This is a genomic window from Streptomyces sp. NPDC058145, from assembly GCF_042884245.1.
Lineage (GTDB): Bacteria > Actinomycetota > Actinomycetes > Streptomycetales > Streptomycetaceae > Streptomyces.
In genome coordinates, this window is sequence record NZ_JBHVUH010000010.1 from 349,200 (window position 1) to 366,751 (window position 17,552).

General features: G+C 69.9%; 18 protein-coding genes and 3 pseudogenes. 9 read left to right on the forward strand and 12 right to left on the reverse strand.

The genetic code is table 11. The features are described 5' to 3' along the window. Positions 1–16 precede the first annotated feature (16 nt). The 6 genes from ptlE to gap form a co-directional block, all read right to left on the reverse strand. A complete protein-coding gene (gene ptlE, locus ACFVVO_RS24380) occupies positions 17–1,771 on the reverse strand; it encodes a neopentalenolactone/pentalenolactone D synthase (protein WP_390057753.1) in 1,755 nt (584 codons plus the stop codon). 17 nt (positions 1,772–1,788) lie between these two features. Next, positions 1,789–2,589 (reverse strand): 1-deoxy-11-beta-hydroxypentalenate dehydrogenase, encoded by an 801-nt coding sequence (gene ptlF, locus ACFVVO_RS24385; RefSeq protein ID WP_390057698.1) that lies wholly within the window; start codon positions 2,587–2,589, stop codon positions 1,789–1,791. Positions 2,590–2,720: 131 nt separating this feature from the next. Beyond that, complete coding sequence (locus ACFVVO_RS24390; protein ID WP_390057699.1) at positions 2,721–4,175, reverse strand: MFS transporter; 1,455 nt, start codon at positions 4,173–4,175, stop codon at positions 2,721–2,723. 59 nt (positions 4,176–4,234) lie between these two features. Further along, on the reverse strand, positions 4,235–5,086 hold the full coding sequence (gene ptlH / locus ACFVVO_RS24395; protein ID WP_390057700.1) for a 1-deoxypentalenic acid 11-beta-hydroxylase: 852 nt from the start codon (positions 5,084–5,086) through the stop codon (positions 4,235–4,237). Positions 5,087–5,225: 139 nt separating this feature from the next. After that, positions 5,226–6,422, reverse strand: a complete 1,197-nt coding sequence (gene penM, locus ACFVVO_RS24400; protein ID WP_390057701.1) for a pentalenolactone synthase — start codon at positions 6,420–6,422, stop codon at positions 5,226–5,228. 178 nt (positions 6,423–6,600) lie between these two features. Further along, positions 6,601–7,605 (reverse strand): type I glyceraldehyde-3-phosphate dehydrogenase, encoded by a 1,005-nt coding sequence (gene gap / locus ACFVVO_RS24405; protein ID WP_390057702.1) that lies wholly within the window; start codon positions 7,603–7,605, stop codon positions 6,601–6,603. Positions 7,606–7,743: 138 nt separating this feature from the next. On the opposite strand from gap, the gene ACFVVO_RS24410 reads away from it, so the two are divergent. Further along, the gene (locus ACFVVO_RS24410; protein WP_390057703.1) at positions 7,744–8,205 is read left to right on the forward strand and encodes a MarR family transcriptional regulator; all 462 of its coding nucleotides are present in this window, start codon (positions 7,744–7,746) and stop codon (positions 8,203–8,205) included. Between the two features lie 161 nt (positions 8,206–8,366). Here ACFVVO_RS24410 and ACFVVO_RS24415 read toward each other — a convergent pair. Further along, positions 8,367–8,677 (reverse strand): annotated as a pseudogene (locus ACFVVO_RS24415) (hypothetical protein); the annotation flags it as partial. A gap of 113 nt (positions 8,678–8,790) precedes the next feature. After that, on the reverse strand, positions 8,791–9,486 hold the full coding sequence (locus ACFVVO_RS24420; protein ID WP_390057704.1) for a type 1 glutamine amidotransferase domain-containing protein: 696 nt from the start codon (positions 9,484–9,486) through the stop codon (positions 8,791–8,793). A gap of 140 nt (positions 9,487–9,626) precedes the next feature. On the opposite strand from ACFVVO_RS24420, the gene ACFVVO_RS24425 reads away from it, so the two are divergent. Beyond that, positions 9,627–10,532, forward strand: a complete 906-nt coding sequence (locus ACFVVO_RS24425) for a LysR family transcriptional regulator (RefSeq protein WP_390057705.1) — start codon at positions 9,627–9,629, stop codon at positions 10,530–10,532. Between the two features lie 229 nt (positions 10,533–10,761). Here ACFVVO_RS24425 and ACFVVO_RS24430 read toward each other — a convergent pair whose 3' ends face one another. Both ACFVVO_RS24430 and ACFVVO_RS24435 read right to left on the reverse strand, forming a co-directional pair. Further along, positions 10,762–11,025: a hypothetical protein gene (locus tag ACFVVO_RS24430; protein ID WP_390057706.1), complete on the reverse strand. Its 264-nt coding sequence runs from the start codon at positions 11,023–11,025 to the stop codon at positions 10,762–10,764. Between the two features lie 264 nt (positions 11,026–11,289). Then, positions 11,290–12,072, reverse strand: coding sequence for a hypothetical protein (locus tag ACFVVO_RS24435; RefSeq protein ID WP_390057707.1), 783 nt, complete (start codon positions 12,070–12,072; stop codon positions 11,290–11,292). 201 nt (positions 12,073–12,273) lie between these two features. On the opposite strand from ACFVVO_RS24435, the pseudogene ACFVVO_RS24440 reads away from it, so the two are divergent. Continuing rightward, positions 12,274–12,441, forward strand: a pseudogene (locus ACFVVO_RS24440) (transposase); the annotation flags it as partial. A gap of 15 nt (positions 12,442–12,456) precedes the next feature. Here the strand turns inward: ACFVVO_RS24440 and ACFVVO_RS24445 are convergent. After that, positions 12,457–14,085, reverse strand: a complete 1,629-nt coding sequence (locus tag ACFVVO_RS24445) for an alkaline phosphatase D family protein (protein ID WP_390057708.1) — start codon at positions 14,083–14,085, stop codon at positions 12,457–12,459. Between the two features lie 130 nt (positions 14,086–14,215). On the opposite strand from ACFVVO_RS24445, the pseudogene ACFVVO_RS24450 reads away from it, so the two are divergent. Then, positions 14,216–14,437, forward strand: a pseudogene (locus ACFVVO_RS24450) (IS5/IS1182 family transposase); the annotation flags it as partial. Positions 14,438–14,581: 144 nt separating this feature from the next. Next, the gene (locus ACFVVO_RS24455) at positions 14,582–15,034 is read left to right on the forward strand and encodes a hypothetical protein (RefSeq protein WP_390057709.1); all 453 of its coding nucleotides are present in this window, start codon (positions 14,582–14,584) and stop codon (positions 15,032–15,034) included. A 208-nt stretch (positions 15,035–15,242) separates the two neighbouring features. Here ACFVVO_RS24455 and ACFVVO_RS24460 read toward each other — a convergent pair whose 3' ends face one another. After that, positions 15,243–15,506 carry a hypothetical protein gene (locus ACFVVO_RS24460; RefSeq protein WP_390057710.1) on the reverse strand — a complete coding sequence of 88 codons (264 nt, stop codon included), beginning with the start codon at positions 15,504–15,506 and terminating at the stop codon, positions 15,243–15,245. A gap of 506 nt (positions 15,507–16,012) precedes the next feature. Here ACFVVO_RS24460 and ACFVVO_RS24465 point away from each other — a divergent pair. The 4 genes from ACFVVO_RS24465 to ykgO all read left to right on the forward strand — a co-directional run bounded on the left by ACFVVO_RS24465 (position 16,013) and on the right by ykgO (position 17,530). After that, positions 16,013–16,747: an alpha/beta hydrolase gene (locus tag ACFVVO_RS24465; protein WP_390057711.1), complete on the forward strand. Its 735-nt coding sequence runs from the start codon at positions 16,013–16,015 to the stop codon at positions 16,745–16,747. A gap of 148 nt (positions 16,748–16,895) precedes the next feature. Next, entirely contained in the window at positions 16,896–17,060 is a 165-nt protein-coding gene (rpmG, locus tag ACFVVO_RS24470) for a 50S ribosomal protein L33 (RefSeq protein ID WP_390057712.1), read from the forward strand. Between the two features lie 49 nt (positions 17,061–17,109). Further along, complete coding sequence (locus ACFVVO_RS24475) at positions 17,110–17,370, forward strand: type B 50S ribosomal protein L31 (protein ID WP_390057713.1); 261 nt, start codon at positions 17,110–17,112, stop codon at positions 17,368–17,370. Positions 17,371–17,407: 37 nt separating this feature from the next. Further along, positions 17,408–17,530 (forward strand): type B 50S ribosomal protein L36, encoded by a 123-nt coding sequence (gene ykgO, locus ACFVVO_RS24480; RefSeq protein ID WP_390057714.1) that lies wholly within the window; start codon positions 17,408–17,410, stop codon positions 17,528–17,530. The last annotated feature ends 22 nt before the right edge of the window (positions 17,531–17,552 follow it).

The following is a 17,552-nucleotide window of genomic DNA, read 5'->3' on the forward strand; positions in this document are numbered from 1 at the left end:
AGAAGGGTGGGGGTGGTCAGCGCAGTTCGAGACCGGCGAGGTCGCCCGCCTCGCGCCAGCGCCTGAGGATGTTCACGAACTCCACCGAGCCGCCGCCGTAGCTGGAGTTGAGCAGGGGCAGTCCGCCCGGGTCGCCCTCGTTGTTGTAGAGGCCGGGCGTGCAGTTCTCCAGGAAGTCGATGTCGTTGGTGGCGAGTCGGAGGATCTCCTGGACCCATTCCTTCTCGCCGGCCTCGGAGGCCTCCACGACCTGGTGGCCGCGCTCCTCGACGCACTTGACGATGTGCGCGAGGTGCCGGGTCTGCTCGCCCAGCATGTAGGCGATGTTGACGTGCCGGCCGGCCTGGACCTTGGACAGGATGAAGCAGTTGGGGAAACCATTCACCTGGAGTCCGTGCAGGGTGTGCGCCCCGTCCGCCCACTTCTCCGACAGCCTCACGCCGTCCCGGCCGACGATGTCGTAGCCGGCGCGGTCGATGTACGGGACGGCGAACTCGTGCTCGTAGCCGGTGGCGAAGACCAGGCAGTCGACCGGGTACTCCCTGCCGTTCGCGACCACCCCGGCCGGGGTGAGCCGCTCCACGCCCTGCCCCTGGGTGTCGACCAGGGTCACGTTGGGCCGGTTGAAGGTCTGGAGGTACCCGTCGTGGAAGCAGGGCCGCTTGCAGTACACGCGGTAGTACGGCTTGAGGGCGGCCGCGGTCGCGGGGTCGATGACGACGTTGTCGATGCGGGCGCGCAGCTCCTCCATCTTGAGGAAGTCCGCCCGCTCGGCCGCCAGCGCCCGCTCCTTCGGGTCGCCCCCGGTGTCGCCGGTGGGCAGGATCGCGGCGGCCAGCTTGGCCGTGGTCTGGGTCCAGCGGTCCTGGACCAGGTCCTCGTCCTGCGGGACGCCGGAGGTCAGCGCGTGGAAGTTCTCCATCCGGCGCTGCTGCCAGCCCGCCTCGAGGCTGTCCGCCCAGTCGGACGGGGTGGGCCGGTTGCCGCGGACATCGACCGCGGCCGGGGTGCGCTGGAAGATGACGAGCTGCTCGGCCCACTCGGCGAGGTGCGGGGCGAGCTGGATGGTCGTCGAGCCGGTGCCGATGACGCCGACCTTCTTGTCCTTCAGCTTGGTCAGGCCGCCGGTGCTGTCGCCGCCGGTGTAGTCGAAGTCCCAGCGGCTGGTGTGGAAGGAGTGCCCGGCGAACGTCTCCAGGCCCGGCAGCCCGGGGAGTTTGGGGCGGTGCATCAGACCGATCGACATGGCCACGTACCGGGCCCGGATCAGATCGCCGCGGTCGGTGCTCACCAGCCACTTCCCGGTCCCCTCGTCCCAGCGCAGCTCGGTGACGGTGGTCTGGAAGAGGGCGTCGCGGTAGAGGTCGTACTTGCGGGCGATCTGTTGGAGGTGGGCGAAGATCTCGGGCCCGGTGGAGTACTTCTCGGTGGGTATCGTGCCGATCTCTTCGAGCAGCGGCATGTAGATGTAGCTCTCGACGTCGCACCGGACGCCGGGGAAGCGGTTCCAGTACCAGGTGCCGCCGACGTCGCCGGCCTCGTCGATCAGCCGGATGCGCTCCAGGCCGGTCTCCTTGCGCAGATGGGCGCCGGTCAGCAGGCCGCCGATGCCGGCGCCGACGACGGCTATGTCCACCTCGTCGGTGAGCGGCTCGCGCTCCTGCCGCTCGGTGTAGGGGTCCCGCGCATAGCGGCTGAAGTCACCGCGCGCGAACTGGTAGGTGCGACCGACGCTGCGCTTGTCGCGTTCCTGCCGGTATTTCTCCCTCACCGCTTCCAGGTCGATGCTCAGTGTTCCATCGCTACGGTCGTCGCTTTCGGCGCGGGCCACAGCTCCTCCTCGGGGGAAGGGGGCGGAAGGGAAACATGACGCCATACGTCGTCGAACTGATCGCGCAGCCGCAGCGGGGCGTCGGAGTTGCTGAAGAGATAGAAGCGGTCGGAGCCGAGGGCCTCCCACACGAGTGCGGCGACGTCCTCGGCGCTCACCGAGGTGTCACCGCCCGCGCCGCGCGGGGCCGTCAGGCCTTGGACCATGGGGGTGTCGACCCTGCCGGGGCACAGCACCGACACCCGGATTCCGGTGTCCCGCAGATCGGCGCGCAGACTGCGGGCGATGGCGAGGTCGGCGTGCTTGGAGGCGGCGTAGGCGGCGCTGCCCGCGCCGACGACGAAGGCGGACATCGAGGCGGTGTGGACCAGATGGGCGGGCCGGCCGCGCTCCAGCAGCCGGGGGACGAAGGCGCGGGCCACCAGGACGTGCGCCCAGTGGTTCACCTCGAAGACCTGCCGCATCCGCTCCAGCGGCACCTCCCACAGGGGCTGTCCCACGGGGCCGAGGACCCCGGCGTTGTTGCACACCACGTCGATGTCGCCGAGCACGTCGAACGCCGTGTCCGCGAGCCGTTCGACGGCGTCCGGGTCGGTCAGGTCCGCGGTCACGGCGGTGACCCGAGCGCCCTGTGCGGTGAGTTCGGCGGCCCGGCGGTGCAGTGCGTCACCTTCGACGTCCGCCATGACCACGCCGGCGCCGGCCCGTGCGAAGCGGGCGCTGAGAGCGAGGCCGATGCCGCTGGCCGCGCCGGTCACCACGGCTGTCCTTGTCTGTAGCTGCACTTGGCTGTCTCCGCTTCTGCGCGCGGGAACGCCGAACGACGGCGCGCGCGCCCTTGCCGACGAGAAGGTCTGGATCAGATCGCGCCGTTCGAGGGGCGCGGGTGTCACCTGGGGTCGGGGAGCTTCAGGCTGATCACGAGAACGGTCACCGAGAAACACACCAACAGGGCGACAACGAGCACGGCCGCCGACACCGTCGACAGCCAACCGGACAGGGAGACATAGAGAGTTCCGCCGACGGTCGCGCCCAGCGCCGTCGCCATCTGCTGGCTCGTCACCAGCACACCGCTGCCCATGCCGGCCTGCGCGGGGGGTACGTCGGCGAGGATCATCCGGAACAGCGTCGGGCCGGTCAGCGCCGCGCCCACCCCGAAGAGGCCGATCCCGACGAGCACGAGCGCCAGGGAGGGATGCGGCCAGCCCAGCCGGATCACCAGCGCCAGCAGCAGCAGGCCCGCGCACTGGACGACGGCGCCCAGGGTGACGATCCGGCCGCCCAGGGCCGCCGCGATCCTCGGGGTGAACAGCGTCACCACGAAGAACGCCGCGGCGAACGGCACCAGCACCCCGCCGGAGGCGAGCCCGTCCAGGCCGAAGTGACCCTGCGCGATCAGCGCGTAGACGAACAGGAAGGCGCCGAAGCCGGCCGAGAACGGGACCATCGCCGCCAGCCCTCTGCGCATCCCCGGACGGGACAGCACCGACGGAGACAGCAGCGGTGAGCCGCCCCGCGCCTCCAGCCCGCGTTCGACCCGCACCAGCGCGAGCGCCCCCACCGCGGCGACCACGAGCAGCGACCACAGCCACAGCGGCCAGCCGAGGTCGGGGCCCGCCACGACCACGACCAGGACACAGACCATGGTGACACCGAACAGCACGGTGCCCACCGGGTCGAAGCCCGGCTTCGCGTCGGCCCTGGTCGCGGGGACGCGCCGGACGGCCAGCAGCGCGGCCACTCCGATCGGCACATTGATCGCGAAGACCGACCGCCAGCCGATCCCTGCGACGTCCAGCGAAACCAGCAGCCCGCCAAGGATCTGCCCGACGACCATGCCGAGGGCCGCGGTCGCGCCGTACATGCCGATCGCACGGGCACGAGCCTGGCCCCCGGTGACCGCCTGGATCGTCGCCAGCACCTGCGGTACGAGCATGGCGGCTGCGGCGCCCTGCAGCAGCCGGGCCGTGACGAGGAACTCGATGGTCGGGGCGAGTCCGCACAGTGCGGAGGTGACGGTGAACGCGGCGAGTCCGTAGGCGTACAGGCGCCGTCTGCCGAAGGCGTCGCCCAGCCGTCCGCCCAGCACCAGGCCGACGGCGTAGGTGAGGCCGTAGCCGGACACCACCAGCTCCAGTGCGGCGGGGCCGCCGTGGAGGTCGTCACTGATCGAGGACAGCGCCACATTGACGATGGAGGCGTCCACGATGGACAGGGCGTATCCGGTGAGCACCACCACGAGGGCGATGCCACTGAGCCCCGCTGCGGCCGGTGCCGTGCCGGCCCGGGGCTCCTGTGTCGCGTTGGGTCCCGTCAGAGGGGGGAGACCCTCGCTTTTCGTCATGCGCTGCCTACCCGGGCGTTCGTGGGGGGACGGTTGAGGCGGGGGCGGGGGTGGCGACGTCACTCGGTGGTGGTGGGCGTGCCGGTGATCTTCGACATGATTCCCTTGGAGGCGTCCTTCGCGGACTCCGGCCACGGGGTCAGGGCGTTGAACCCGCGGTGCGAGGAAGCGGGCTGGATACGGGTGTCCATCGACATGCGCATGCCGGCCGGGTTCACCGAGACGTTCGGGATGGACTTGTGACACATGAAGGCGTGGAAGAGGATCACGTCGCCCGGTTCCATGGGCGAGAACAGCAACTGCTCGTCCGCGCCGAACTCCTCCGCCGGGATACCGCGCACGGCGTGGCCGAAGCGTCGGAAGTTCTCGGTGAGGACGTGCTCGCGCGGGCCCTTCCTGTGGCTGCCGTCGGCGACGGCGACGCCGCCTATGCCGCGGGTCGTCGGGAGCAGCGGTATCCAGGCGGTACGGAAGTCCTTGTTAGGGCCGATGTAGAAGCCGTCCTGGTGCAGCGGCGTCAGGAAGCTCGGCTCCGCGGAGTCCGGGGCGGAGGGGTAGTAGCGGATCGTCGTCGACTTGAAGACGAAGACGGGCTCGCCGAAGACCTTCTCCCAGACCTTGAGGGTCGAGGGGTGGTTCCACAGGTCGTCGTACTTGACGTAGTCGTGCATCGCCACCTCGTCGACCGCCTCGTAGGACTCGATGGTGAGGGTGTCGAGCGTGGTGCCGGGGGCGGCGTGGCCGAGTGCGATCAGGCCCTGGAGCATCTGCTCGGCGGCGGTCGCCACGACTTCACGGTCCAGAACTCCGCGCAGATAGAGGTAGCCGTGCTCGTCGTCGAACCGGTCGAGGGCCTCACGGTCGTCGAGAAGAGGCGTGCAGTCGACGTAGTCGCTGAAAGTGTCCGGCATGGTTCCTTGTCCTCGTGACGTCTGTGCGTGGGGGAGGGAGCGTCAAAGATCCGGGCGGGCCGACGGCTTCGAACTTGAGGTATGTGCCACCTGTGACCATGAACGGTGGACGGCTGTGTTGTCGCTCGCGCGACGCCACTCAGAAGGTGACGGGAATTTCGTCGAACCCGCCGGTGATCCGATGCTCCTGCCAGCGCACTGACTCCTCGGGCACTGCGAGCCGCAGGTTGGGCAGTCTGCGGAACAGCCGCTCGAACACCGCGGTCAGCTCGATCCGGGCCAGCGTACGGCCGATGCAGTGCCGGGCGCCGTGCCCGAATGCCAGGTGCGACTTGGGCTTGACCCGGGCCAGGTCGAACAGGTCACCGTCGGGGAACGCCCGGCCGTCGTAGTTGGCCGCGCCGATGGCCAGCATCACCGCGTCTCCGGTCCGGATCACTGTGTCGCCGACGGTGATGTCGCCGTGCGCGTAGCGGGGTATCAGCGCGTTGGATCCCTTGCCGCCGACGCCCAGGCGCAGGATCTCCTCGACCGCGGCCGGTGCGAGTTCGGGATTCTCGACCAGCAGGGCACGCTGGGCCGGATTGCGCAGCAGCAGCAGGGTGCCCAGGTCGATGCGCACGATGGTCGTCTCGTAGCCGAACAGCAGCACGGCGTTGCCCAATTGGGCGATGTCCGCGTCGGACAGTGCGCCGTCCTCCTCGGCGATCAGCTCGGACAGGATGTCGTCGCCCGGCTCGATTCGCTTGCGCGCCACCAGTTCCGTCATGTAGTCGACAACCTGTTGAAAGGTGTTCGCCGAGTGCTGGTTGTCGCTCTGGTCGAATGTGCCTCTCGCCCACTGTCCGAACCGCTCCCGGTCGGCCAACGGCACGCCGAGCAGATCGCAGACCACCATGGTCGGCAGCGGAAACGACAGCGCGCGGTGCAGGTCGACCGGTGGAGTACTGGCGGCCAACTGGTCGAGCAGGTCCTCCACGTGGTGCTCGATCCGGGTCTTCATCAGGCGCATCCGGCGCGTGGTGAACCGGGGCACGAGCAGCGCGCGCATCTGCGCATGCCTGGCGGGCTCGGTTTCGTGGTCGTCCCCGGCCATCAGCGCCACCATGAAGGCCCTGGCCGCGCTCTTGGCCGACTGCTCCGGGTTGGGATCGCTGAGACGGAGTCGGCGGTCGGCGAGTAGTGTCCTCACCTCGTCGTAGCGGGTGACCAGCCAGGCGTCTTCACCGGGGGTCCCCACCCTGGTGATCGGCCCCTCCTGCTGCAGTGCGAGCATCTGGGGCGCGATGCCGATTATGTCCGGGTTGTCGAACGGTAACCTCGGAAGTTCCTTCATTCAGTCCGTCCTTGTGGCGTCGTGCATGGGATTCGTCGGGCATCCGGGCACGCCGACAGCATCGGTGACGTCGGGTGCGCTGCACGCCGGTTCACGGGCGCGCCGAAGCGGCGGCCGCCGCTTCGGCGGACGACCGTTACTGACGTGCGGGTGGGGCAGACGCCGGGTCGGTGAGAAACTACAGAGACGACCCGATGAGCATTGCGAGGTCGATAAGGCGGTTCGAGTAGCCCCACTCGTTGTCGTACCAGCCGACGACCTTGACCTGCGGGCCGGACACCCGGGTGAGCCCCGCGTCGAAGACACAGGAGGCCGGGTCGCCCACGATGTCGGTGCTGACCAACGGGGCGTCCACGTAGGACAGCAGGCCCTTGTACGGTCCCGAGGCCGCCGCTGCGTACGCCTCCTTCACCTCCTCCACAGTGGTGCCGCGGCCGGTGGTGACCGTGAGGTCGGTGACCGAGCCGGTGGGAACGGGTACCCGCAGGGCGAAGGCGTCCAGCCGGCCGGCGAGTTCCGGCAGGACGAGGCCGATGGCCTTGGCGGCGCCGCTGGAGGTGGGCACGATGTTCATGGCCGCGGCCCGGGCCCGGCGCAGGTCCTTGTGCGGGGCGTCCTGGAGGTTCTGGTCCTGCGTGTAGGCGTGGACGGTGGTCATCATGCCGCTGTCGATGCCGACGGCGTCGTGCAGCACCTTGGCCAGTACGCCGAGACAGTTGGTGGTGCAGGAGGCGTTGGAAATGATGGTGTGGCGCTCGGGATCGTAGTCACCGTCGTTGACGCCCAGCACCACCGTGAAGTCCTCGCCGCTGGCCGGAGCGGCGATGATGACCTTCTTCGCTCCGCCTTCGACGTGTGAGCGCGCCTTCGCGGCGTCGGTGAAGATGCCGGTGGACTCGATCACGATGTCCACTCCCAGGTCGCCCCAGGGCAGGGCGCCGGGGTCGCGCTCGGCGAGGACCTTGATCGTCCGGTCACCCACGCGGATCGCGCCCGGCTCGGCGGTGATCTCCTCGGGGAAGCGCCCCAGAATCGAGTCATAAGCGAGCAGGTGGGCCATCGTGGGCACGTCGCCCAGGTCGTTGACGGCGACGATCTCCAGCTCCGAACTCCGCGCGGCCGCCGCCCGGAAGACGTTGCGACCGATGCGCCCGAAGCCGTTGATGCCGATTCGCACAGTCATTGGTGTGTTCCTCACCTAGCGCTCTACAGGTCCATTGACGCGCCGTTGCGCCGAGGTGCCATGCAAACCGTGCGCCTGGCCGAGGCGCCGGCACGCAATCGATCAGGAGCTTATATAAGTCTGCGATACATTTCCAGGGTGACTCCTACTCAGCGTGCCGACAGCAACACCGACTTGGATGTCGGTGACCTCACCAGGGCGATCGAGAACTTCAATCGCTACTACATCCGGCTGCCCGCGGTGCAGAAGCTGTCGTTCACGACGCTGTCCGTGCTGGACACACTGGCCGTCAGCGGTCCGAAGCGGCTGACCGAACTCGCGAAAACCGAGCAGATCAGCCAGCCGGGGCTCACTCAGCTGGTCACCCGGCTCGAGCGCGACGGTCTCGTGGAACGCCGCCCCGACCCGACGGATGGACGCGCCGTCCTCGTCCACATGACCGACAGCGGCCGAAAGATCGGCCAGTCCCGGCAGGAGGACCGGGGCCGTCACCTGACCCCGCTGATCGCCCGGCTCACGTCCGCGGAACGACAGGCGATCGCCGCGGCCCTGCCCGCCCTGACCCGTCTGGCGGAACTCGGGGCCGAAGCGGGCCGGTAGGGCCCCATCCCTTCCTCGAACGTGTCGGCCGCGCCCACGGACCGATGTGGAGGGACCGGCCCCTGGCGTCGGACGCCATGCCGCCGCCACGTCTTCTTCGTCACCGGAGCCGCTGAGGAGGACCTTCTGGCGGTGGCGTCCCCCGTGGCCACGCCGCGCGGGGTCCCACTGGCGGGGGTCCAACCTGTCTGAGGATGGACCGGTACGAGGAGGATGTCGACGCCCGCGTCCGGGGCGGGCCGCCCCGACCGGCCAGGACGGCGCGCCGCTTCGGGGGTCCTGCCGGCAGCAGGGCGTCGAGCGCGCGTTGGAACACGTTCGTGGTCAGACCGCCCGGGACCTTCACCGGCTGCCCTTGCGAGGCAACCAGCAGGTGGGCGAACGCCTGGCCAGCTGCCGCCTCCCACTGCGGGCACCACTACCAGGAGTGGTTCGACCCCGACCGTCCTCCCTACGTGGCAATCGGCTCGAAGTAGAGCCCTCCACCCCCACAGACGTCCGGCCCAGGCGAGGTTGCCGGTGACGGCCGATTAATTTTTCGGCGCGCGGCGCGCGGCCGTTACCCGCTCCCAGGGTGCCCCGGGATCAGCCCAGCCGCTTCAGCAGCTCCTCCGCCACCGACGCCGAGGAGGCCGGGTTCTGGCCGGTGATCAGGTTGCGGTCGACGACCACGTGCGGTGCCCACGGCGCGGCCGTCCGGACGTCGACACCCGCCTCGGTCAGCCGGTCCTCGAGCAGCCACCGGACGCGGGGGGCGAGGCCGCCCTGCGTCTCCTCCTCGTTGGTGAAGGCGGCCACCGGGCGCCCGGCGAAGGCGTTCGCCCCGTCGGCGCGCACCGCCGCGAGCAGCGCGGCCGGACCGTGGCAGACCACGGCGAGCGGCTTGCCGGAGTCGAGGGCCGCGACCAGCAGCCGACCCGAGTCCTCGTTCACGGCCAGGTCCTCCATCGGCCCGTGCCCGCCGGGGTAGAACACCGCGGCGAAGTCGTCGAGGTCGACCTCCGCCAGCTTCACCGGCTCCCGTAGCTCGGTCATCTCCTCCAGGCCGCGCGCGATCTCGTCGGCCCGGTCCTGGCCGCCGTTGACCTCGGCGGCGAGGCTCGCCCGGTCGACCGGGGGCAGCGTGCCGCCCGGCGTGGCCACGACGACCTCGTGGCCGGCGGCCTTCAGGGCGCGGTAGGGGACCACGGCCTCCTCCGCCCAGAAGCCGGTGGGGTGCTGGGTGCCGTCGGCGAGGGTCAGGCGGTCGGCGCCGGTCAACACAAAAAGGATCTTCGACATGGGTCTTCTTCTCCCGGAACGTGCGGCTTACGGGAAAAGCGTAGGCGAGCCGACCCATAGGCAACCAATGAAGTCATGGATGACAGACATTGGATCCCCTATGGGTCCCACAGGCACCGGCGCGCGGAATACTCGGCCGTGTGGACACCCCCTCGCTCGACCTGAACCTGCTGCGCACCTTCCTCGCGGTCTACCGCTCCGGTTCCTTCACCGGCGCCGCCCGCCTGCTGGGCCTGTCGCAGCCGACGGTGACGACACAGATGCGCACGCTGGAGCGGCTGAGCGGGCGGGAGCTGTTCGAACGGCTGCCGCGGGGGGTCACTCCGACGCCGGTGGCCGACGAACTGGCCGCCCGGATCGCCGCGCCCCTGGACGAGCTGGCCGCCGTAGCCGGCCCCGACCCCCTGGAGGGCGGCCGCCCGGAGCCCGTCCACCTCGCGGGGCCCGCCGAGTTCCTGTGCACGCAGGTGCTGCCCGCCCTCGCGCCGCTGGTCGCGGAGGGCGTACGGCTGCGGGTGGCCACGGGCCTGACCGAGCCGCTGCTGGACGAGCTGCGGGCGGGCCGCCACGACCTGGTGATCGCCACCGCCCGCCCACGCGGCCGCGCGCTCCACGCCGTGCCGCTCGGGGACGAGGAGTTCGTGCTGGTCGCCGCCCCGGTCTGGGCCGAACGGCTGGCCGGACGGCTGTCCGCCGAGGGCCCGGCCGCCCTGCAGTCGGTCCCGCTGATCACCTACGCCGAGGACCTGCCCATCGCCCGCCGCTACTGGCGGCACGTCTTCGGCCGGCGGCTGTCCCGCACAGCCGCCGTCACCGTGCCCGACCTGCGCGGGGTGCTGGCGGCGGTGGTCGCGGGCGCGGGGTTCTCCGTCCTGCCCCGCTATCTGTGCGCGGAGCCGCTGCGGTCCGGTGCGCTGGTGGAGCTGCTGGAGCCCGAGGACGCGCCGATCAACACCGGCTTCCTGGTCCAGCGCCCCGGCGCCTCCGACAACCCGGACGTGGTCCGCGTCCGCGAACTGCTGGTGCGGGAGGGGCGGACCTGGTAAGTCCGGCCGGGGTGGGTCGTCGTCTCGGGCGGCACCGGGAACCGGGCCAGGGCGGCCGCCCACGAGGAGTCCCACGGCTACACCAGCCTCCCGCGCCTGCGGTCATTGCGGAGGCATAGGTCAACCCCGCCGCGGGCTATTACGCCAGGCCCGCCGAAGCGCATGAGCCATGCAGTGGCGGCCCCAGTCCAGGAACGGGGCCGCCGGCTGCGGTGATCGTCGTGGGGTGTCAGGGCTGGTTGCTCTTGGGGGTAGCTTCGGCTGTGAGCGAGGCGCCGTCGTCGATGGGCGGGAGTTTCATTCTCTCGTCCTCGGCCTTCTCCTTGCCAAACAGGTAAAGATCCATCCAGGTGCTTGCTGCCATCTGGCCTCGGCACTTCTCGGGTGTTTCTTCTTCGCCTGGGCTCCAGTCGTGAGGGTGGGCGAGGATGACCTCGGCCCACGCGTCTATGCATGCCTTGCGCCAGGCTGCGTCGTACAGCTCGGGCGCCATCCAGATGCTCTCGGTGGGTTGCGCGGCCTCTCCGTCGGCAGCACTGCTGCATCCGGCCGTTGCGACAGCGACAGCGAGTAGGGCCGTACAGGCGGCACTTCGGGCGTACATGGTCCCCCCCGGGTTACTTGATCATTCGGGAACAGTATGTGTGCGCCTGCACACCTTCATGATGTGTCCTTGCGGCTGTGGTGCCTTGTCGCTGCTCTCCAGCGCCGGTTGGGCGACCCAACGTCGGCCGACAGGCGCCGGGCGCGGCTGATGTCACCTCTGCGGCCGAGTCCCATCTATGGCGTTTGCGATGGGCGGCGGCCCCAGGGTCACAGACTTGTTGAATCCCGAGTACTCGAACCTTTGCGGTAGTTCACCGCCCTTGATGGACGTCCGCAGGTAGTAGGGCTCTCCTTCGGCCGCCACCACGAGGGTGCGTGCCGTGGCACCGTCTCTCCCCGTGAGTGTCACGCCGCGGGTGCTGTTGACCTCGGTATCAGCGCCTCTTGTGAGGCGGCTGTCCGACGTGTCCTTCGGGAACATCGCGGCAGTGTCGCAGAAGAGGAACGCCTTGTTCGCGCCCGTGCCTCCGGCCGGCTTTCTGAGCCAGCGCCCATCCAACCAATCGACGAAAGTGTCCACCTGCTGAGGGGTCGCGCCTTCTTCTTCACCGACGAGTGCATGCCAGAATTTGCGGTCACCCGTCATGTAGGTGTAGCCGCCGTACCAGCGGACTTGGCCGGTTCCGCCTTTGACGCCGATGGTGCCCAGGCAGTTGCCCTTCCCGGCGACTGCCATATCGAGGGTCATCTTCTTGCCCCCGACGGCTGCGGTGCCTTTGACCCGGAAGGACCTCAGCTTCGTCATCGCCAGCCGGGACTCCGCGGCGATCTCTACCGGAGCCAAGTCCTCGAGCGGCGTCGTGGGTGAAGCCGATGCGGAGACGGAGCCGCGCACTACCTTGGCGTCAGCCTTCGTGTCCTCGCCACAGGCAGTGAGCGTGACCGCCGCCGTCACAGACAGGGCCACCACCCCCAGAAGGCTGCGAATAGCCACTTTGACTCCCCTCGGGATCGATCGAATCGATCAACTGACTCAAGAGCCACACAGAGGGATGCGCCGACCAGCATGTGATCCGCGTCACTCTCGACGCGGCAGGCATGCTGTGAGACGGCCCTCGTGCCAGCGTTGGTACTCGTAGTCAGAGCCAGCCGGTCGTGAGGGTGACTAGCCCGTGTCCGGGGCGTTGCTATGGACATGGGGCGACGGGATCCGACGGATGCCGAGTGGGAACGGCTACGGCTGTTTCCGCCGGTCAGCAGTGGCCGTTGGGGCCGGTGGCGGGATCATCGGCAGGTGATCGACGGGATTCCGCACCGGGTACGGACCGGCGTGCGGTGGCGTGACCTGCCCAAACGATTCGGCCCCGGCGGACAAGTCTTAGTCGGTGGTCAGGACGGACTCGTGCAGGGTGCGCAGCGTCGCGTTCGAGGTGGTGCACTCCAGGCGGAGGTGGGCCGAACGGTCGCGCAGAGTCAGAGTCATCAGCTGGTTGCCGAACCAGGGGCCGCCCTGCTTGCGCCAGCTGACCGGCGGCCGGGGACAGCGGCCGTGCCGGGCGAGGAGGCGTCCCAGCAGACGGGCCGGTGTGCCCCAGCCGAGGTGGAAGCCGATCCGCATCATCCGGGACACGGAGTTGTGCACGGGTGAGCAGGTGAGCTGGACGACGGGGAGGTGGGGGCCGCCGGACGGCCAGGACGCCTTGGCGAGGTAGCCGTGGTGGACATCGCCCGACAGGACGCACACGGTCGCGGGGGCGGCAGGAGCGGTCCCGGCCTCGGCGATGAGGTCGGCGAGGCCGGCGAAGGAGCGGGGGAAGGCCGCCCAGTGCTCCAGGTCGGCTCCGCGGCGCAGCCATTCGCCGAAGCGGGCCCAGCGCTTGCCGCGTTCCCCGGCACACAGGGCGGCGTCCCAGGCCTCGGTGTCGTGGATCAGGTGTGGCAGGAGCCAGGGCAGAGAGGTGCCGATCAGGAGGTGGTCGTAGGTCTGCTCGTCGGTCAATACCTGCTCGCGCAGCCAGGCGGCCTCGCCTGGGTCGAGCATGGCGCGGCGGTCCTCGGCGAGGACTCTCGCGGCCCGGGAGTCCACCATCACGATCCGGACCCGGCCGAAGTCGCGACGGTAGCTGAAGCGCACCGAGGCTGAATCGGCGTCAGCCCGCTCGGCCAGCGCCCGCAGTGCTGGCGTGCCGTCCGGCGTGGCGTGGACGGCGGCCCAGGTGGGGTCCTCGGCCAGTTCGGCGGGGGAGAGGTTGCCGAGGTGCTGGTGGACCCAGTAGGACATCAGGCCGCTCCGCAGCCGTTCCTGCCACCAGTCGGTGGTGCGCATGTCGGCGAGCCAGGCGGCGGAAGTGTTCCAGTCGTCGACGATGTCGTGGTCGTCGAAGATCATGAAGCTGGGCACGGTGGACAGCAGCCAGCGGACCTCGGGGTCGAGCCAGGATTCGTAGTAGAGGTGGCAGTACTCCTCGTAGTCGGTGACCTGGCCCCCGGGCGGCTGGTCGAGGTCCCGGCGGTCGGCGAGCCAGCGCCGGGTCTGCTCGGAGGTCTCGTCCGCGTAGATCTGGTCGCCCAGCAGGAGCAGGACGTCGGGGCGCTCGGCGTCGGGGTCGGCTGCCAGACGGGTCGCGAGGGTGTCGAGGGCGTCCGGGCCGACCGCATCCTTGCCGTCGGCCGGGGGTGCGGCCCAGCGGCACGAGCCGAAGGTGATGCGGACGGCGTCGCCGGTGGCGGGCGAACGGATGACGGAGGGCGGGAAGGGGGAGTCGGCAAGGGGCCACACCGGGGTGCCGTCCAGGAGCACCTCGTAGGAGGGGGACGCGCCGGGCCGCAGGCCGGTCACCGTGACGAGCGCGTAGTGGTGCCCGGCTATCTGGAAGGTGGGGGCCGTGCCCCCCGCGCCGTCGGAGCAGCGCACCTGTACCCTGCAGGGCTCGCTGGTCTCGACCCACACCGTCGCACACGAGCCGTCGGTGCACCTCAGCAGTGGTCCCAGGCACAGTTCGGCCACGCCATCGCCTTCCTGTCTCGCGCATAGGGAAAGGAACGACCGTAGCGACGGTACAGGGCCCGGCAGCGGAGTGTCCGGGGTTCGGTCTGCGGGGCATGCGGGCCGGGACCAGACCATGAGTAAGCCGACCCAGGTCCTCGCCGCCGTCCCGGCAGCGGCGGACGACGACCTCGACTGGACGGTGTTGGTGGACTCCACGGTCGTCCGGGACCACCAACATGCCGCCGAAGCACGCAAAAGAGACGGCAGCCGCCTGCGGTGAGCCCGCCGATCACGCACTCGGGCGCGCTCGCGGCGGCCTGAGCACCAAGGTTCACCTGGCGTCGACGGCGGTGCACGACCTCCGGCCCTCGCCGGGGCCCCTGCACGGTGCAGTTCTCCGGTGCATGGGCCACCGTTCGCTTCCGTTGGAGTGAAGAACTCGCTGAGCCGCTGCCCTCTACGTCTCAGCACGCAATGGTTTCTGTGAGGTAGTCAGACCGAAGGGAGCAGGGCTGTGCGTGCCAGGTGTATCGGAGCGATCCTGAGCGTTGCCGCGCTCACCACGCTGGCCATTCCGGCGAACGCGCACGCCGCAGCAGTCGCCTGCGGCGGCGGTGTGTCGACCGGCCGGGTGGCCATCAACGGCTGCATCAGTGCCCAACGCGGAAAGGAAGGCCGGGTCTACGTTCGGGAGATCACGGCGTACGTCAAGGCACGCAACACGGGGCCGAGGGCGGTGAACATCTCCTACGAGGCGTTCTTTCGTGTCGTCAGCGGTGGTTACTGGGTGAAGCTGGGCAGCGGTCGAACCTATGTCCCGGCGGGTGGGACCCTCGGGCCCACGGAGGTGGGAAGCTCGACCCGGCCGTGCGGGCCCGTGAAGGTCGAGATTCGCGTACACGCTCGTGCCGCGGGGGCCGCCTGGAGCGGCTGGTCCACCGCAGGCACGGCGCAGTGCCAGACCTGAGCGGTGCAAACATGCGCCCCGCGGACCTTCACGGCCTAACGGTGAGAAGGTCCGCAGGGCGTACGAGCGTCAGGCCACCCGGGGATCGAAGGTTCCGGCACAGGCACTAAGCAGCCCGCTTGCCGTCCCGACCACCGCACTTACCGCCCGATCGGGTCGAGCCACTGCTGCTTCCCGGGCACGTCACTTTCCGGGGCCGCTACGTAGATCACGACCAGTCGACGATCTGCGCGAGGACTCCGTCGTGCGCTTCACTCGAACCGCCGCCGTCATCGCCACGCTCGCGGCCCTGCTCATTCCCGCCACCGCCCACGCTGCCCCCGGCCGCCGACGTCGTCGAGCGCGACCCGGGCCAGAGCATCAACCTGCCGGTGCGCGACGCGCTCGCCGGCCGGCCATCCTCGATGAGGACCGCACCGGCTACCAGCGCAGCGCGTTCAAGCACCGGCCCCGCAACAGGCTTCGTACTCACCGCTGCGCCCGTCCTCGGCGCCTACGCCCTTCCCCGCCTCATCCGAGTCGCCCTGCGCCGCGCCGTGCGCAGGACTGCCGCGCTGATGCGCCCGGAACAGTCCCCGGCTCGGGGCCGGGCGATACCGCAGTGGCGAGACGCTGGAGGCGACACAGGCGCGTAGCCCGACTGCGCCGCCCCGCCATCGGCCTCCACACCCACCGCGGCCGCGCAATTGCTGGATTGAACTCCGCGCTTCGATCCGGGCCGGCGGTGTGTGCCCGTGAACTGGCTGCGAGATCAAGGCCCGTGTCCTATGTGGTGCGGCGGCAGCCGGCCACGGAGCCGCTGAAAAAACCCGTTGGCGGACCACGGCGACGTTGCTAGCCTCCCGGAAGGCCGTGCGAGAGAACGAGGAGGTGGTACCCGTGAACGCAGTATCGACATGGGTGCTCCCCTCCGGGGTCACGGTCGGGCGATAGGTCGTCCGGGAGCGCCGTTCCAGAGCCCTCCCGAAAGGCACGACCATGCACTTCACTTCTGAACAGCGCCTCGACGACGGCGTCCTCGAACGCGAATTCACCCTCGGTGAGATCCCTGGCATCCTGTGGACGCCCGCATCCGCATCCACACCGGCGCCGCTGATCCTGCTGGGCCACCCTCCGCTCGGACTGCGCAAGATGTACCCCCGGCTGGCGGGGCGGGCCCGGCACGCCGCGGCGGACGGCTTCGCCGCGGCCACCATCGAGCTCCCCGGGAGCGGTGACCGGCCCCGTTGGGCCGCCGCCGAGCAGGCCCGCGCCGACCTGCGCCGGGCCATGGAGGCCGGCGAGGCGGTCGGCGACGAGATCATCGACGCCCTCGTCCTCCCGCTCGTCGAAAAGTCGGTCCCGGAATGGCAGGCCGCCCTGGACGCCCTCCTGTCGCTGCCCGAGATCGGCGGCCCGGTCGGGTACTCGGGGGGAGTGATTTCCATCGGCGTCCGGCTTGCGGTGGTCGAGCCGCGCATCTCGGCCGCCGTTCTCTTCGCCGGGAGTCTCGTGCCCGCCGCCATGTTCGAGGAGGCCCGCCGGGTCACCATCCCGCTGCACGTCCTGCTGCAGTGGGACGACGAAGGGAACGACCGGCAGGCGGCCCTGGACCTGTTTGACGCCTTCGGCTCCAAGGAGAAGACGCTGCACGCCAACATGGGCGGGCACATCGGCGTCCCGCAGTTCGCGGGGGACGCGGCCGCCCGGTTCTTCGCCCGGCATCTGCGCTAGCCGCGGGCCGGCGCCGCCAGGCCGAGGCGATCGGCTGGGTCTGGGGCGTCCTCGGCGGGAATGCGCTGGCGGGTGGTGTGGTTGACAGGGCTGTCTGACATGGCCGAGTCAATCGATTCGGGGTGTGAGGCAAGGGAAGGAGCCTCTCATGGCACGCAGCACCGCGCGGCCCGTTGTCACGCTGAGGTCGACGGCCGGTACCGGAGCCGTCCACGTGACCCGCAAGAACCGTACTAACGATCCCGACCGGCTGGTCCTGCGCAAGTACGACCACGTGATCGGCAAGCACGTCCCGTTCCGCGAGGAGCGCTGACGCCCGCCTTCGCCGCCCTGCGACGGAGGTTCCCAAGGAGGGACATTCCATGAGGCCCGGCATCCACCCCGTCTCCCGCCCCGTCGTATTCCGCGACCGGGCGTCGGGGTTCCACCTGCTCACCCGCTCGACCATCGACACCCGGCAGACGGTCCAGGGGGAGGACGGCATCACCTACCCGGTCGTCGACGTCGAGACCTCGTCGGCGAGCCACCCGTTCTACACCGGCAACGCGCGCGTCGTGGACATCGCGGGCCGCGTGCAGCGCTTCGAGAGGCGCTACGGCCGTACCACGTCGGCCCGCCACTGACCGCGGGCCCGTTCGATCTCCCCAGGAGGAGCCCCTCATGAAGGTGCGCACGTCCTTGCGCTCACTGAAGACCAGGCCCGGCGCCCAACTGGTCCGCCGACGGGGCGTGACCTTCGTCATCAACAAGAAGGACCCCCGCTTCAAGGCCCGGCAGGGCTGACGTTCCGCGCTGCCGCGCGTCC

Bases quoted from the DNA above. Each gene is read 5' to 3' on its own strand.
- ACFVVO_RS24390 (WP_390057699.1), bottom strand. From the start codon at position 4,175: ATGACGAAAAGCGAGGGTCTCCCCCCTCTGACGGGACCCAACGCGACA.
- ptlH (WP_390057700.1), bottom strand. From the start codon at position 5,086: ATGCCGGACACTTTCAGCGACTACGTCGACTGCACGCCTCTTCTCGAC.
- penM (WP_390057701.1), bottom strand. From the start codon at position 6,422: ATGAAGGAACTTCCGAGGTTACCGTTCGACAACCCGGACATAATCGGC.
- gap (WP_390057702.1), bottom strand. From the start codon at position 7,605: ATGACTGTGCGAATCGGCATCAACGGCTTCGGGCGCATCGGTCGCAAC.
- ACFVVO_RS24420 (WP_390057704.1), bottom strand. From the start codon at position 9,486: ATGTCGAAGATCCTTTTTGTGTTGACCGGCGCCGACCGCCTGACCCTC.
- ACFVVO_RS24430 (WP_390057706.1), bottom strand. From the start codon at position 11,025: ATGGCGCCCGAGCTGTACGACGCAGCCTGGCGCAAGGCATGCATAGAC.
- ACFVVO_RS24465 (WP_390057711.1), top strand. From the start codon at position 16,013: ATGCACTTCACTTCTGAACAGCGCCTCGACGACGGCGTCCTCGAACGC.
- rpmG (WP_390057712.1), top strand. From the start codon at position 16,896: ATGGCACGCAGCACCGCGCGGCCCGTTGTCACGCTGAGGTCGACGGCC.
- ACFVVO_RS24475 (WP_390057713.1), top strand. From the start codon at position 17,110: ATGAGGCCCGGCATCCACCCCGTCTCCCGCCCCGTCGTATTCCGCGAC.
- ykgO (WP_390057714.1), top strand. From the start codon at position 17,408: ATGAAGGTGCGCACGTCCTTGCGCTCACTGAAGACCAGGCCCGGCGCC.